Below are 13,977 nucleotides of genomic sequence, written 5' to 3' on the forward strand. Positions count from 1 at the left end.
GGGGACTGCTGCGCAGTCCATCGGGGATAAATCCCCTCGCCACAGGGGTTTCTTCAGGCAGGCACGATGCGTCAGGCAGCGCATTTGTGGTGAGGGGATTTGCCGGTGACGGGGTGATCAGGGGGGCTTGTTCTGGCTTTGAAAGCAGGGGACTGCTGCGCAGTCCATCGGGGATAAATCCCCTCGCCACAGGGGTTTCTTCAGGCAGGCACGATGCGTCAGGCCGCGCATTTGTGGTGAGGGGATTTGCCGGTGACGGGGTGTTCAGGGGGGCTTGTTATGGCTTTGAAAGCAGGGGACTGCTGCGCAGTCCATCGGGGATAAATCCCCTCGCCACAGGGGTTTCTTCAGGCAGGCACGATGCGTCAGGCCGCGCATTTGTGGTGAGGGGATTTGCCGGTGACGGGGTGTTCAGGGGGGCTTGTTATGGCTTTGAAAGCAGGGGACTGCTGCGCAGTCCATCGGGGATAAATCCCCTCGCCACAGGGGTTTCTTTAGGCAGGCACGATGCGTCAGGCAGCACATTTGTGGCGAGGGGATTTATCCCCGTTGGGTTGCGCAGCGACCCTGGCTTTTCATCTCAAAAAACCAAGTCCGCTACACAACGCAGCAGGAGCAAATGCTGATCAGGCGTCGCTTGCCGGGAAATCGATATCGGTGAGTGCCACGTTGTTCAGGTAGTTGGTCAGGGTCTGCACCGCTACCACGGCAATCACTTCGATGATCTTGCGGTCATCGATGCCGGCGGCGCGGGCGGCGGCGATTTGTTCATCGTTCAAGTGCCCGCGGCTTTCCGTCAGTTGATAGGCGAGGGTGGCGTAGGCATTCAGTTCGCCCTGTCGTGCCGCAAGAATGTCCTGCGGCGACAGCCCGGCCTTGCCGCCGAACAGGGTGTGTGCAGCCAGGCAATAGTCGCAACCGTTGACTTGCGAAGTGGCGAGGTACACCGCTTCTTTTTCCTGGGCGCTCAGCGAGCTTTTGCCGAGGATGGCCGAGGCTTGTACGTAAGTGTCGAGGGCGACCGGCGCGTTGGCCAGGGTCGCGAACAGGTTCGGCAAAAAGCCGATCTTTTTCTTCACGCCGTCGAGCACAGTGCGGGTGGCGTCGGTGGCGGTGTCGAGGCTGATGGTGTTGATGCGGCTCATGCTGATGCTCCAGGTGTCCGGTGCGATGTGCGCCGGGAATGGAAGCCATGTTAGGCAGCGCAGCTGGTGCATTGGCTGCAAATCGTCGAGGATATGCAACAGATCGTCCAGCGTTGTCCTGCGGAGTCGTCCATGGATCGCCTTTCAACCTTGCTCAGCCATTTCGGTGTGAATGCCGGCACCTTTCACAGCGGCACGTTCTGCGGCGTCAGTGTTCATGACGGCGAGCCGACCGGGCATGTGCATTTATTGCAGGCCGGGGCGTTGTTGCTCAAACCGGGCAATGAGCGCGAGGTTCGTCTTGATGAGCCGTTATTGATTTTCTTCCCCCGACCTTTTGCCCATCGAATGTCTGCCGACGACGCCATGGCCACGCAAGTGGTCTGCGCAACGCTGACGTTCGACGGCGGTGCTGGCAATGCGCTGGCGGCGGCGCTGCCGGATTACCTGGTGCTCAAACTCACTGATATTCCCCAGCTCGGCAGCACCGTGGAGTGGCTGTTCCAGGAGGCGTTCGACAGTCACTGCGGGCGTTTCGCCGTGATGGATCGGCTGTTCGAGTTGCTGGTGATTCTGCTCCTGCGTCACCTGATCAGCAGCCGCGAACAACAACCGGGAATGATCGCCGGGCTGGCCGATCCGCGTTTGTCCCGTGCCTTGACGCTGATGCATGAACAACCGCAAAAACCGTGGAGCGTCGCCGAGCTGGCGATGGCCGCCAATCTTTCCCGCGCCAGTTTTGCCGAGCAGTTTCGCCGTGTGGTCGGGCAGACGCCGGCCGATTATCTGCTGAGCTGGCGGGTCAGCCTCGCGCAAAAGCGCTTGCGTGAGGGCCGGCCAATTGCGCTGATTGCCGCCGAGGTCGGCTATGAAAGCCCGTCGGCGCTGGCCCGTGCTTTTCGCCGCAAGACCGGGCTCAGTCCGCGCGAGTGGAAGGCTGGCGCCTGAAGGTTATCTGGCGAATTTCTTCGCCCCCGCCACACACAGAATCACCCCCAGGGTCACCGCCAGCATGCCGATGCTGACGTGTTCGTGCAGCAGCGTCGCCGCCAGCGCCAGCCCGAAAAACGGTTGCAACAACTGCAACTGGCCGACGGCGGCGATGCCACCTTGCGCCAGGCCGCGATACCAGAACACAAAGCCGATCAGCATGCTGAACAGCGAGACATACGCCAGGCACAGCCACGCCGACAGGCTGATCTGGCTGAACGAGGCGGGCGCCAGCCACAGACTCAGCAACGCCATCAGCGGCAACGACAGCACCAACGCCCAGCAGATCACCTGCCAGCCACCGAGGGTTCGCGACAGTTTGGCGCCTTCGGCGTAACCGAGGCCGCAGGCGACGATGGCAGCGAGCATCAGCAGATCGCCGGTGGGTGAAGCGGTCAACCCTTGCGACAGCGCAAAACCCACGACCAGCGCACTGCCCAGAATCGAGAAAATCCAGAACACCGGGCGCGGCCGCTCACCACCGCGCAGCACTCCGAAAATCGCCGTGGCCAGTGGCAGCAATCCGACAAACACAATCGAATGCGCCGACGTCACGTGTTGCAGTGCCAATGCGGTCAGCAACGGAAAACCGAGCACCACGCCCATCGCCACAATGAACAGCGACAGCCACTGATTGCGCGCCGGCCGTCGTTCACGAAACAGCCACAACAAGGCCAGTGCCAACACCCCGGCAATGGCGGCGCGTACAACGGTGAGAAACACCGGATCGAACTCCAGCACCGCCAGCCGTGTGGCGGGCAGTGAACCGCTGAAAATGACTACGCCGATAAAGCCGTTGATCCAGCCGCTGGTTTTTTCCAAGGCCGGGTTGCTCAGGTTCGAGGTTCGTTCCATGTCGGGTCGCGCTCAAAAGTGGGGTTGCCTTGGGTGAATCCTATGATCGAGAATCAGCACAATCAAAAAATTGTCATGGATACATCCCGGCATGCCGCGCTCTCGCTACAAGACCATCGTTGATACGTATGCGGCGGACATCCGTTCCGGGCGCCTGGCCCCCGGCACGCGGCTGCCGACGCATCGACAACTGGCGTTGCAAGCAGGCCTCGCATTGGTCACGGCGTCCCGCGTCTACGCGGAGCTTGAGGCAATGGGGCTGGTCAGCGGCGAAACCGGGCGCGGCACGTTTGTGCGCGAAACGTCGTTGTCACCAGGGCAGGGCATTGACCAGAAAGACGTGGCCGTCGGCATGATCGACCTCAATTTCAACTATCCGTCGCTGCCCGGTCAGGCGGATCTGCTGCGCACGGCCTTGCGCCAATTAGCCTTGTCCGGTGATCTCGAAGCCTTGTTGCGTTATCAGCCCCACGCCGGGCGCAGCCACGAGCGCGCTTCGGTGGCGCGGCATCTGTCGGCACGCGGTGTAAACGTCGAGCCCGAGCAAGTGCTGATCGTCAACGGCGCCCAGCAAGGCCTGGCCGTGACGCTGATGGCGCTGCTCAAACCGGGCGATGTGATTGCGGCGGATGCGCTGACCTATTCCGGCTTCAAAGTGTTGGCCGAAGCGCTGCATCTGGAAGTGGTGGCGATCCCGGTCAGTGAGCACGGGCCAGATCTCGCCGCCCTCGACAAGCTCTGCCGCAGCCGTTCGGTGCGCGCCGTGTACAGCATGCCGACGCTGCACAATCCGCTGGGCTGGGTGATGCCGCTGGAGCAGCGCGAGCAATTGGTGGCGATTGCCCGTCGGCATGACCTGACGATCATCGAAGACGCGGCCTACGCGTTTCTGGTGCAAAACCCACCCCGCCCGCTGGTGGAGATGGCGCCGGAGCGCACGGTGTACGTTTGCGGCCTGTCGAAAAACATCGCCACCGGTTTGCGTGTCGGGTTCATCGCGGCGCCGGCGCAAACGGTGCCGGCGCTGGAGCGCATCATCCGCGCCACGACCTGGAACACCCCCGGGATCATGACCGCGATTGCGTGTGGCTGGCTCGATGACGGCACGGTCGCCGTGCTTGAGCAACAAAAGCGCAGTGACGCACAGGCGCGGCAAGCCTTGGCAGCCGAGATGTTGAAGGGCCTGCCGTACATAGGCCATCCGGCTTCGTATTTCCTCTGGTTGCCGCTGCCGGAAGACGTACGCGCCGATCAGATTGTCGTGGAGTTGATGCACGAACAGATTTCCGTCACCACCGCCGAACCGTTCTCGGTGTCGACGCATGTGCCGCACGCGATTCGTCTGGCATTGGGTTCGGTGAGCCTGGCGGTTTTGCGCGAGGCGTTGATCACGGTCAGAAAGGTCATCGGCGCCTACCTGTAAAACCCGATCGTTGGGGGAGGGCGCAAGCCTCCTCGCCACAAAGTGCTACCCTTGCGCCGCCCGAATTATGCCGATCCGGAAATCCAGATGAAAAACCGCGCTTCATTGATCCTCGCCCTGATCCTCGGTGCAGGTCTGTTCACCACCACTGCCCAGGCCGCAGGCGACCCCGAGGCCGGGGCAAAAATCTTCCCGCGTCTGTGCGGTGGCTGCCATCAGGTTGGCGAGTCGGCGCGTCCGGGCTTCGGCCCGCAACTCAACGGCATTGTCGGCCGACCTGCCGGGACATCGGCCAACTACGTGTATTCCGATGCGATGAAAAACTCGGGCGTGACCTGGGACGATGAAACGTTAAGGGCGTACCTGAAAGACCCGAAAGGTGTGGTGCCAGGCACGCGGATGATCTTCTGGGGCCTGAGCGACGAAGAGAAACTCGACAACCTGCTGGCCTACCTGCAAACCTTCAAGTAATCCCTGTAGGCGCTGCCGAAGGCTGCGATCTGTTGATCTTGCCTGTAAAAACAACATCAACAGATCGCAGCGCTGCAGCAGCGCTCACCGGTTTATTGCTTGTGCAAATCGCCCGGTTTCCACGCCTTGTCGAAGAACGCCTTGGTCGGCCCGTACAAGCGCAGGATCACAAAGAAACCTTGCCCCGGCAGGGTTTTGATCCAGTTCTTGCCGGCGCCCGGTGATTGCGGACCGAAGTGCACGTCAATCGAACCGTCGGCATTGGTCACGGGTTTGTCCATGGTGTTCAGCGACGGGAACGGCTGGCCGTTGTCCAGACCAGACGCCGTGATCGAGTCATACGCGGTGACCGACCAGAACAACGCCGCCGGAATGCCTTTGGGCAGGTTGAACGTGTAGTGGTTGCTGCCGGAGAGAAACTCGCCTTGCGCATCGACGAACGTGGCCGGGTATTTGGCGCCGACGTTTTCCATGTTCACCGCCATGCCCGGGCTGGCCGAATAGGCGTTGGTGAAGAAGCCTGTCCGTGGATCGATGTAGTTGAAGGTGTCGGCTGTGAAGGTTGCATTGCCGGGGAACACGTTCAGCCACTTGCGATCCGGGTACCAGGTGCCGTTGGCGACGATGGTTTGTGGCGTGTAAGAGATGGCGTGGCCGATCTTGCTCGCGGTTTTCGCCGCGCTGTCGAGCAGTTCGCGGGTCGCCGCGTCCGGGTGGAACGGCTGACCCTTGATGATGCCCAGCGCCGCGAGCATGCCGCGCATCTCCATGTCCTGCGGGTCGACGTATTCGTGATCGATAAACCGCGCAAGCATGTCGAACGCGCTGCCGTCGGTGGGGTAAAGCATGTTGACCGGGGTTTTCGAAGCATTGGGAAACTGCATTGCTTTGGCGCTGGCCTGTTTGCCCAACGGATAGATGCGCGTCTGCTCCATGACCGTGACCGGCGCCTCAAGCTGTTGCGGATCCTTGAAGAAGCCGCGCCAGAATACGAACACGCCATAGGTGCGTGAACGATAGGTCAGATAGCCGGTTGGCACGTCACCCTTGTAGTCCGGCGGAAGCACCAGATATTTCGCCCCTTTGCCTTTGTCTGGCCCCGGCAGGCCGACGTCACCGCACCATTGGCGCCCCTCGATGTGGCCTTCGGAGCAGATCGGCCGTTGGAAAAAATCGTCGAGAATGCCCTGCAAACCCGGTGGCACTTCGATCACCATCGGCCCGTCCTGCTTCAGGTCCAGATAGCCCATGGCGTAGATCACATCGGAGTTGGGCGTGGTCACGCGGGTCTTGGCGTTGAGCCGATCCTTCCAGATCGGCAATACGTTGTACCCGGCACCGAAGGCTTTTTCCGAACCCTCTTTCATGGCGTACATGTTCAGTGCCGGCAGCGCCCAGATGTACGATTGCACGGCGCGCTGGAACAGCAGTTCATTCTTCAGTTGGGCGACGCCCTCAAGGGTCGGATAACCCCCGGCGAAAGGCAGCTCAGCCAGTTGTTGATAATGCGTGGCGGCTTGCGCGCTGAGGCTGATCGAGGCGGCCAGGCTCAGAGCCTTGATAATACTGTTCATGCGACATCCTTGTTCAGGTCAGTTGTTTTTCACAACGGCAGGTGGCACCCATTGCCCGTTCAGTGCTGCCGCTTCTGGCCAGTACGCGCGGATGTACAAGGAGAAATCGGCGCCCTTGGGGGCGGGCAGCCAGTTGCTTTCCTTGTCCTTGCCCGGCGAATCGCTTTGCACGTAGATCGTCAGTGAGCCGTCGGCGTTGGCTTGCAGCGCCTTGTTCTTGGTGCCGATCGAGTAGCGCTTGAGCGCGTTCGGCGAGAAGAAGTGCTGTTCGTTGTACAGCGTCAGCGACCAGAAACCCTTGACCGGTGGCAGCTGACCTTTGGCGAAGGTCACGCTGTAGCCATTCTGGCCATTGAGGCGAGTGCCGGACTTGTCGAGGTCCTGATAGAAGTACTTGGTCTCTTTCTGTTGGTTGACGAAAATGTTTGATCGCGCCACGGCGGTTCGGCTGAAGTAGTCCGTGCCGAAGGCGGCGCCATTGCTGACGGTGCTCCAGTGATCAGGTAAGGGCAGGCCGTAGTTGCGAAATTGCAGCAGTGGATCGATCACCTCACTGTCGGCCTTTTTAGCTTCGTCGATCATCGCTGCCTTGAGCTGCGGATCGGCTTTGGCAATCGCGCTGAGTGCGGCCATTTGCGCGTAGCGTGCTTCCTCGCCCGGCAGCGGTTTGGCGTCGTTGAGCAGGGCCGGCAGTTCATCGAAGAACTTTTCCGGCATCACCCATTTGGTCTCACCACTGCCAGCCGCCTGTGCCGGGAATTTTGGCAACTTTGCCCAGTCGCGATGTTTGACCTTGCCGTCGTATTGCGACAGCGGATACATGTCGACGCCGGACAGCGAAGCCTGAATCGCGGAGCGGTCAGCGGCGCTGTCGTCCTGAAAGACGCGGGGAATGACAAAACCGGTGTTTGTGCGTGCGCGGAAGACTTTGTTGATGCCGGCCGGCACCTCGCCCTTCCAGTCCGGGCCTGCCAGCAAGTAGAAACCGGGTTGGGTGTCATACATTTTGCCGAGTTCGGCAAAACTGTCGGAGCGCAGATCCACCACTTGGTAGACCCAGAAGCGGCTGCCGAAATCGGGCACCTGCAGCACCACCGGCTCGAGATCCAGAGCAATGCTGCCCGCACCGTAGACCACATCCTGATTCGGGCAAGCCACGAGGCGCTCGGCCGGGTCGATGTAGTCGCTGAGCATTGCCAGTCGATTGATCGGCGCCACCGGCACAATTCTGCCCATCAAGCCCGGCTCGGGAAGGTCCTTGAATGCCTGGCGACGGTTGAAAATATTGGCCATCGGCCAACCCCAGAAGTACGCCTCGCGCGCCATCATGCGCACATAGGGTTCGGTGACCCTGGTGCCGGCGACGGGGCCGGCAACGTTACTGATGGTGCTGGTTTCGCTGGCGTAAAGCGGCGTTGCGAGCAAAGCGCTGGCGGTCAGGGCGGCGGCAAATGTCAGGGCAAACAGGCCCTGACGAGGGCGGGCTTGGTTCATAAAGCATCCTTACTTGGGGGCCCACCCGGAGAGGGTGAACCGCAGAAAAGATAGCTGAAGTTTCGACCGGCGCAGGGCCTCGCATTGCACGCATCAATCTGCCGCGTGTTCGACCTGATCGGCAAACCATTGCATGACCCCGGCAAACGCCGGATGCGAGGCCGCTGAAGGCTGCGGGCACAGCGAATAAACCCCGCCGGTCTTCAAAGGCTCGCCAAACGGCACCACCAATACCCCGCGCTCGATCGACTCCGCCGCCAGCGTCATGTCCGTCACCGCCACACCCAATCCTCGCGCCGCCGCATCCAGTGCCAGCTCATCGAGGTTGAACGGGATGTGCCGGTAATCCTCCAGCGGTTTGCCCTCATTGGCCGCCAACCATTCGATCCATGCCTGGCGATCGGCCGAGCGGTGCAGCAACGCAAAGCGCTGCAACTCGTCGATCGAGCGCGGTGCGTGCGCGAGGTTGGGTGAACACACCGGCACCAGCGTTTCCTCGAACAGCGTCAGGCAATCGGCAGCGCTGCTCGGCTGCGGCAGATAAACAATGTAGGCATCGCTGTCGCTCGCCGGCTCAACCACTTCAGTGGCAACGGTTTCAATCGCCAGCGACACCTCGGGGTGGCGCAGGTAAAAGTCGCTGAGCCTGGGCAGCAGCCAGCGCACCGCCAGCGACACGTGCAGGCGGATGCGGAAGGGGCGCTTTTGTGGGGCGAGACGTTCTTCGAGGGTTTGCAACTGTTCGAGGATGCTGCGGGCGCTGGCCAACACCTGCTCGCCCTCCGGCGTCAGGCGCAAGCTGCGGCTGGTGCGGATGAACAGCGCGACCTTGAAGTGGCTTTCCAGTTGCTGGATCTGTCTCCTTATCGCGCTTTGGGTCAGACACAGCTTTTGCGCAGCCGAGGTGAAGCTGCCACAGCGGGCAACTTCGACCAGCGCTTGCAGGGCTTGCAAGGAAGGGGCGTGACGAATTTTATCCATGCGTTTTCAGAATGGCTCGATGATTTTATAGCGTTGGTCGGTCAGGCCAAGACCTAATAGATTCTAGCTCTGGCGACGATCTTCTCAAGTGGTGCATGCGATTCACGCATGCTCGACGGGCAGAAGCAAGGCGCAGAACGACAGTCGATGAGGTGAAGCATGGAAAACGTATGTGGCTGGATCGCGCAGGCCGGCAGTTCGCCGGAACGCGGTCGCCTGAGTGGCGCGCAAAAGGCCGACTGGCTGGTAATCGGTGGCGGGATTACCGGGCTCAGCGCCGCGCATACACTCGCCGAGCTGCACCCGCAGGCCCGCATTGTCGTGGTCGATCGCCAGCGTGCGGCGCAAGGCGCCTCGGCGCGCAACTCGGGATTTGTCGTGGCCCACGAGCATCCGGCGCACAGCGAATTGATCGGCACGCCGGGCTTTGCCGGGTTTGAAGTCGACACGATGATTTCGCGCACGGCCAGCGCAGAAGTGCGCCAGCGCATCGCCCGGCATGCCATCGACTGCGACTTTCGCGACAGCGGTTACTACTTCGCCGTGAGCGACCGGGCCAAGCTCGATCAGGTCGACGCCAAACTGGCGACACTGCGCGCGCTCGGTGCGCGAGCGGAGTTTGTGCAAGGCGCGGCACTGGCGCAGCAGTTGGGCACCCGGCACTACCAGGCCGCGATCCGCTGCGGCAACGGCAACGCCTTGCTGCAACCGGCGAAGTACGTCAAAGGCTTGCTCAACGCTTTGCCGGGCAATATCACCGTCTACGAAAACACCGACATCAGCGGTCTCGAGCGCCTGAGTCAGGGCCGGCTGCGCGCCCACGGTGTGGCGGGCAGCATCGAGGCCCGGCAGGTGCTGGTCTGCCTCAATGCATTCATTCCTCGGGTCGGAATCGCCAACAGCTCGACATTCCCCATGGAACTCAGCGCCAGCCTGACCCGACCGCTTACCGATCAAGAGTTTCAGGCCATCGGCGCCGTCGAGCCGTGGGGCGTGCTGTCGACCCGGCCACTGGGGGCGACGGTGCGGCTGACGCCGGATCGGCGCGTGATGATCCGCAACACCGCCGAATACCGTACGCGCGACCTTTGCAACAGCGAACTGGCGATCCGTCGCGCGCATCACGTTCGGGGTTTGCAACGGCGCTTTCCGTTCCTCGGCGAGCAGGACATTCAGTACACCTGGACCGGCCACTTGAGTGCGACGCGCAGTGGCCAGGCGTTTTTTGATCGGGTCGAGGAGGGCGTTTTCGCCGTTGCTGGCTGCAACGGTTCCGGCGTTGCGCGCGGAACCTTGTGGGGCCGGCTGCTCGCCGAACTGGCCTCGGGCGTTGACTCGCCGCTGTTGCAATCGGTGATGCAGCGGGCCGAACCCGGCTGGCTGCCACCGCGCCCCTTTTTTGATATCGGTGCCATGCTTCGCATGCGCGTGGAGGCGGTCAGGGCCAGAACAGAAATCTGAAATTTCGCATTCCGCACAAGAACAAAAGCCACTCAACTCAGGTGACAGAACATGCGCATCCATCCACTTTCCCTGGCGGTCGTGCTCGCGGCCGGCTCGGCGTCGGTTTACGCCGACGAAACCGTGAACATCTCCAACTGGAACAGCTACATCGCCCCGGACACCCTGGCCAATTTCACTCAGGCGACCGGCATCAAGACCACCTACGACATCCATGACAGCAATGAAGTGCTGGAGTCGAAGTTGATGACCGGCAACACCGGTTATGACGTGGTCAGCCCGTCGAACCACTTTCTGTCGCGGCTGATCAAGGCTGGCGCGATTCAGAAGCTCGACAAGTCACAGCTGCCGAACTGGAAGAATCTCGATCCGGTGTTGCTGCACAAGCTTGAGGTCAACGACCCGGGCAATCAGTACGGCTACCCGTACATGTGGGGCACTGCGGGCATTGGTTATAACGTCGAGAAGATCAAGGCGATTTTCGGCAACACCGACGTCACCCGCTCGTGGAAAATGTTCTTCGACGAAGACACTATCAAGAAGCTCAGCCAGTGCGGCGTCGCCATCATCGACAACCCGACGCAGGTGCTGCCGATCACCCTCAACTACCTGGGCCTGCCGCCGCACAGCCATGAGCCGGCGGATTATAAAAAGGCCGAGCAGGCGCTGTTGAAGATCCGCCCGTATATCCAGTATTTCCACGCCTCGAAATACATCAGCGATCTGGCCAACGGTAACGTCTGCGCGGTGATCGGTTTCAACGGCGACATCGTCCAGGCCGCTGCGAGCGCGAAGGAAGCGAAGAATGGTATCGACATCGCTTACTCGATCCCGGACGAGGGCACGACACTGTGGTTCGACATGATGGTCATGCCGAAAAGCGCGCCGCACGAGAAGAACGCCTACGCCTACATGAATTACCTGCTTGAGCCGAAGGTGATCGCCAACATCAGCAACAGCATTCACTACGCCAACCCGAACGGTGCGGCGGATGAATTTCTCAACGCGGACGTGCAGCAGGATACGGCGATTTATCCGCCGAAAAGCGTGATGGAAAAACTGTTCACCGTGGAAGAACTGCCGGCGGCGATCGCCCGACTGTCGACACGCTTGTGGACCAAGCTGAAAACCAACACCTGACCTTTGCTACACGTCCCCCTGTAGGAGCTGCCGCAGGCTGCGATCTTTTGCTCTGGTTTTTTATCATCAAGATCAAAAGATCGCAGCCTGCGGCAGCTCCTACAGGGGGGTGGTGGTTTTGGGGGTGTCGTGGCAGGCGACTTGGTTGCGCCCGGCCGCTTTTGCCTGATACAGCTGTTGATCGGCGCGTTTGATCTGGGCGGTGGGGCTGTTGTCTGCCGGATCGGCCAGGCCTACGCCGATGCTCACCGTGACCTGGCCGACGCTGGCAAACTCTGCGTCAGCGACGGCTGCGCGGATCTTCTCGGCGACCACTTCAGGGGTGTCGGGCTGGGCGATTTCCGGGAGCAGCACGGCGAACTCTTCACCGCCGTAACGCGCGACAAAATCGGTGGTGCGCAGGCTGGCCTGAATCAACTGCGCCAGTTGTTTGAGCACCTCATCGCCGACCGCATGGCCGTGTGTGTCATTGATGCGTTTGAAGTAATCGGCATCGATCAGCAACAACGCGAACGTGCGCCCGGTGCGTCGCGACAGCAGGCTGTATTCGGTGATCTTTTCGTCGAAGCGGCGACGGTTGTAAACGCCGGTCAGCGCATCGTGAGTGGCCAGGCTGAGCAGCTCGGCATTGGCTTGCATCAGGTCGGCGGTGCGTTGCGCCACGGTCGCTTCCAGCGAGGCATTGGCTTCCTGCAGTTCGCGTTCTTTGCCGAGCAGCGATTGCGTCATCGCATCGATTGATTGCCCCAACTGTGCGATTTCGCGCACCGGATGCTGGAGCGGGAAGTGCGCGCCGGGCTGGTTGTCCTGCACCTGTTTGGCCGAGCGTGCGAGCTGTTCGATGGGACGGCTCAAGTACAGCGCCAGGTAATACGCCACCAACCCGAACAGCACTGCGGCGAACACCCCTAGCATGAGCAATTTGTACAGCAGCAGACGCGCCGGTTGCAGGGCGGTTTCCAGTGGCTGGCGAACCGCAATCGACCAGGTCAGCGCGGTGCTGGATGGCGTCGGCACGGTCACCATGCTCGTCAGGTAACCGTCACCCACCGACCAGCCTGGCGACTTTGCATCATTCGTCGCCAGTTGCTGGCCCATCAGCGCTTCGGGATACAACACCTTGCCGTCGTGATCGATGATCAGCGCTTCGATGTCCGGCGCCGAATTTTTGTGCGAAAACGCCGCCGACTCGACGATGCGCGTGACCCAGCTCCAGTGCGCGTGCGCGCCCAGCACACCAATCACCTGACCGTCGGCGTTGTGGATCGGCGCAGCAAAATCGATGAACCGCAGCGGCTCGCCATTCGGCGTGCTTGGCAGCAACTTCGCCAGCAGCACGGCTTCATGCGGATCACCGGTATATTCACCGCGCAACCCGGCCTGAAACCACGGGCGCTGCTGCACCGATTGACCGACCAGCAAACCGTTGACCGCTTGGTGGACGGTGCCTTCGGCATCGGTCACGCCCATCCAGGCGTATTCGTTGCGGGCCTGAGTGCGCAGCTGCATTGATTTCAATATCGCCGGATTGTCCAGGTCGCCACGCTCCAGATGCGGCGCCCGACTGAGCAGATAGACCTCCAGCTGCCGTTCGCGCAGTTGTTCCCCCAGCAAAGAGGCAGCCGACCGCGCAGTGTTCAACAACGCATTGCCGCTGGCCTGCTTCATCTGTTCGGTGGCGATATGGCCGACGTAGAAACCCACGCTGAGCAGCGTCAGCAAGGACAAACCGGCAAACCACAGGGTGAGATGGCTTCGCAGACTGGCTTTGAGCATGGGCGATGGCTGTCCTTATTGGCGTGGCGCCATGGTAGGCGACATCGTCAATCGCTGGCCAGTAAAGCGCTTGATGAAACTTGTCGAGGTTGATACCAATGAGCCAGCTGCTTGGGTAAAGTGTGCGCCGCCCGAGAGATGGATCCCGGGCGTTTCCCCATGGAGTTTTGCAGTGAAATACCTCAGCAAAGTAGTCGCCGCCGCACTGTTCGGTGTGGTTCTGGCAGGTTGCACCGGCACCCCGATGAACACCCAACAATACGACAGCAGCCAATACACCGTGCTTGGCCACAGCGAAGCCACCGCCACCGGCCTGCTGCTGTTCGGCGTTATCCCGATCCAGCAGAACAGCCGCTTCGTCCGCGCCCAGACCGCCGCGATCAAAGCCAAGGGCGGCGACGCCATGATCAACACCCAAGTCCAGGAAAACTGGTTCTGGGCATGGGTCCTGACCGGCTACACCACCAAAATCTCCGGTGACGTGGTCAAGCTGAAAACCGCGCAATAAGCGCCGGCAACCAGCAAAAAGCCCGGCTGATCAGGCCGGGCTTTTTATTGGGGCAGCGGTGACGCCACAGACTCATGCGACGCGGCGCTCGATCAGACGATCCGAACCACCTTCGGCAACACGGCGCTCGATCAGACGATCCGAACCACCTTCGGCAAC

Annotated in this window: 12 protein-coding genes; 6 read left to right on the plus strand and 6 right to left on the minus strand. The window is 61.2% G+C overall.

All coding sequences use genetic code 11. The features are described from left to right. Positions 1 to 626: 626 nt before the first annotated feature. The gene (locus ACQ4MY_RS13790; RefSeq protein ID WP_008086843.1) at positions 627 to 1,145 is read right to left on the minus strand and encodes a carboxymuconolactone decarboxylase family protein; all 519 of its coding nucleotides are present in this window, start codon (positions 1,143 to 1,145) and stop codon (positions 627 to 629) included. Between the two features lie 132 nt (positions 1,146 to 1,277). Between ACQ4MY_RS13790 and ACQ4MY_RS13795 the strand changes: the two genes are divergently transcribed. Then, positions 1,278 to 2,093, plus strand: a complete 816-nt coding sequence (locus ACQ4MY_RS13795) for a cupin domain-containing protein (RefSeq protein ID WP_440095495.1) — start codon at positions 1,278 to 1,280, stop codon at positions 2,091 to 2,093. A 3-nt stretch (positions 2,094 to 2,096) separates the two neighbouring features. Here ACQ4MY_RS13795 and ACQ4MY_RS13800 read toward each other — a convergent pair whose 3' ends face one another. Beyond that, on the minus strand, positions 2,097 to 2,990 hold the full coding sequence (locus ACQ4MY_RS13800) for a DMT family transporter (RefSeq protein WP_008086839.1): 894 nt from the start codon (positions 2,988 to 2,990) through the stop codon (positions 2,097 to 2,099). A gap of 91 nt (positions 2,991 to 3,081) precedes the next feature. Between ACQ4MY_RS13800 and ACQ4MY_RS13805 the strand changes: the two genes are divergently transcribed. Together ACQ4MY_RS13805 and ACQ4MY_RS13810 are read left to right on the plus strand one after the other, a co-directional pair. Then, positions 3,082 to 4,413 carry a PLP-dependent aminotransferase family protein gene (locus ACQ4MY_RS13805; protein ID WP_440095496.1) on the plus strand — a complete coding sequence of 444 codons (1,332 nt, stop codon included), beginning with the start codon at positions 3,082 to 3,084 and terminating at the stop codon, positions 4,411 to 4,413. An 87-nt stretch (positions 4,414 to 4,500) separates the two neighbouring features. Continuing rightward, positions 4,501 to 4,884: a c-type cytochrome gene (locus ACQ4MY_RS13810; RefSeq protein ID WP_008086835.1), complete on the plus strand. Its 384-nt coding sequence runs from the start codon at positions 4,501 to 4,503 to the stop codon at positions 4,882 to 4,884. A 92-nt stretch (positions 4,885 to 4,976) separates the two neighbouring features. On the opposite strand, the gene ACQ4MY_RS13815 is transcribed toward ACQ4MY_RS13810, so the two are convergent. The 3 genes from ACQ4MY_RS13815 to ACQ4MY_RS13825 all read right to left on the minus strand — a co-directional run bounded on the left by ACQ4MY_RS13815 (position 4,977) and on the right by ACQ4MY_RS13825 (position 8,933). After that, entirely contained in the window at positions 4,977 to 6,458 is a 1,482-nt protein-coding gene (locus tag ACQ4MY_RS13815; RefSeq protein WP_008086834.1) for a DUF1254 domain-containing protein, read from the minus strand. An 18-nt stretch (positions 6,459 to 6,476) separates the two neighbouring features. Continuing rightward, a complete protein-coding gene (locus ACQ4MY_RS13820; RefSeq protein WP_440095497.1) occupies positions 6,477 to 7,952 on the minus strand; it encodes a DUF1254 domain-containing protein in 1,476 nt (491 codons plus the stop codon). 93 nt (positions 7,953 to 8,045) lie between these two features. Continuing rightward, the gene (locus tag ACQ4MY_RS13825) at positions 8,046 to 8,933 is read right to left on the minus strand and encodes a LysR substrate-binding domain-containing protein (RefSeq protein WP_440095498.1); all 888 of its coding nucleotides are present in this window, start codon (positions 8,931 to 8,933) and stop codon (positions 8,046 to 8,048) included. Between the two features lie 159 nt (positions 8,934 to 9,092). On the opposite strand from ACQ4MY_RS13825, the gene ACQ4MY_RS13830 reads away from it, so the two are divergent. Both ACQ4MY_RS13830 and ACQ4MY_RS13835 read left to right on the plus strand, forming a co-directional pair. Continuing rightward, a complete protein-coding gene (locus ACQ4MY_RS13830) occupies positions 9,093 to 10,394 on the plus strand; it encodes an NAD(P)/FAD-dependent oxidoreductase (protein WP_440095499.1) in 1,302 nt (433 codons plus the stop codon). A 51-nt stretch (positions 10,395 to 10,445) separates the two neighbouring features. Beyond that, positions 10,446 to 11,534, plus strand: a complete 1,089-nt coding sequence (locus ACQ4MY_RS13835) for a polyamine ABC transporter substrate-binding protein (protein ID WP_440095500.1) — start codon at positions 10,446 to 10,448, stop codon at positions 11,532 to 11,534. 99 nt (positions 11,535 to 11,633) lie between these two features. Here the strand turns inward: ACQ4MY_RS13835 and ACQ4MY_RS13840 are convergent, their stop codons facing one another. Next, on the minus strand, positions 11,634 to 13,310 hold the full coding sequence (locus tag ACQ4MY_RS13840; protein WP_440095502.1) for a sensor domain-containing diguanylate cyclase: 1,677 nt from the start codon (positions 13,308 to 13,310) through the stop codon (positions 11,634 to 11,636). A gap of 172 nt (positions 13,311 to 13,482) precedes the next feature. Between ACQ4MY_RS13840 and ACQ4MY_RS13845 the strand changes: the two genes are divergently transcribed. Further along, the gene (locus ACQ4MY_RS13845) at positions 13,483 to 13,818 is read left to right on the plus strand and encodes a hypothetical protein (RefSeq protein WP_008078105.1); all 336 of its coding nucleotides are present in this window, start codon (positions 13,483 to 13,485) and stop codon (positions 13,816 to 13,818) included. The last annotated feature ends 159 nt before the right edge of the window (positions 13,819 to 13,977 follow it).

It is taken from the genome of Pseudomonas sp. SM4 (genome assembly GCF_051913165.1).
Classification (GTDB): Bacteria; Pseudomonadota; Gammaproteobacteria; order Pseudomonadales; family Pseudomonadaceae; genus Aquipseudomonas.

Coding starts and splice junctions, on each gene's coding strand:
- ACQ4MY_RS13810 (WP_008086835.1), top strand. CDS start 4,501: ATGAAAAACCGCGCTTCATTGATCCTCGCCCTGATCCTCGGTGCAGGT.
- ACQ4MY_RS13830 (WP_440095499.1), top strand. CDS start 9,093: ATGGAAAACGTATGTGGCTGGATCGCGCAGGCCGGCAGTTCGCCGGAA.
- ACQ4MY_RS13820 (WP_440095497.1), bottom strand. CDS start 7,952: ATGAACCAAGCCCGCCCTCGTCAGGGCCTGTTTGCCCTGACATTTGCC.
- ACQ4MY_RS13805 (WP_440095496.1), top strand. CDS start 3,082: ATGCCGCGCTCTCGCTACAAGACCATCGTTGATACGTATGCGGCGGAC.
- ACQ4MY_RS13815 (WP_008086834.1), bottom strand. CDS start 6,458: ATGAACAGTATTATCAAGGCTCTGAGCCTGGCCGCCTCGATCAGCCTC.
- ACQ4MY_RS13790 (WP_008086843.1), bottom strand. CDS start 1,145: ATGAGCCGCATCAACACCATCAGCCTCGACACCGCCACCGACGCCACC.
- ACQ4MY_RS13840 (WP_440095502.1), bottom strand. CDS start 13,310: ATGCTCAAAGCCAGTCTGCGAAGCCATCTCACCCTGTGGTTTGCCGGT.
- ACQ4MY_RS13795 (WP_440095495.1), top strand. CDS start 1,278: ATGGATCGCCTTTCAACCTTGCTCAGCCATTTCGGTGTGAATGCCGGC.
- ACQ4MY_RS13800 (WP_008086839.1), bottom strand. CDS start 2,990: ATGGAACGAACCTCGAACCTGAGCAACCCGGCCTTGGAAAAAACCAGC.
- ACQ4MY_RS13825 (WP_440095498.1), bottom strand. CDS start 8,933: ATGGATAAAATTCGTCACGCCCCTTCCTTGCAAGCCCTGCAAGCGCTG.
- ACQ4MY_RS13835 (WP_440095500.1), top strand. CDS start 10,446: ATGCGCATCCATCCACTTTCCCTGGCGGTCGTGCTCGCGGCCGGCTCG.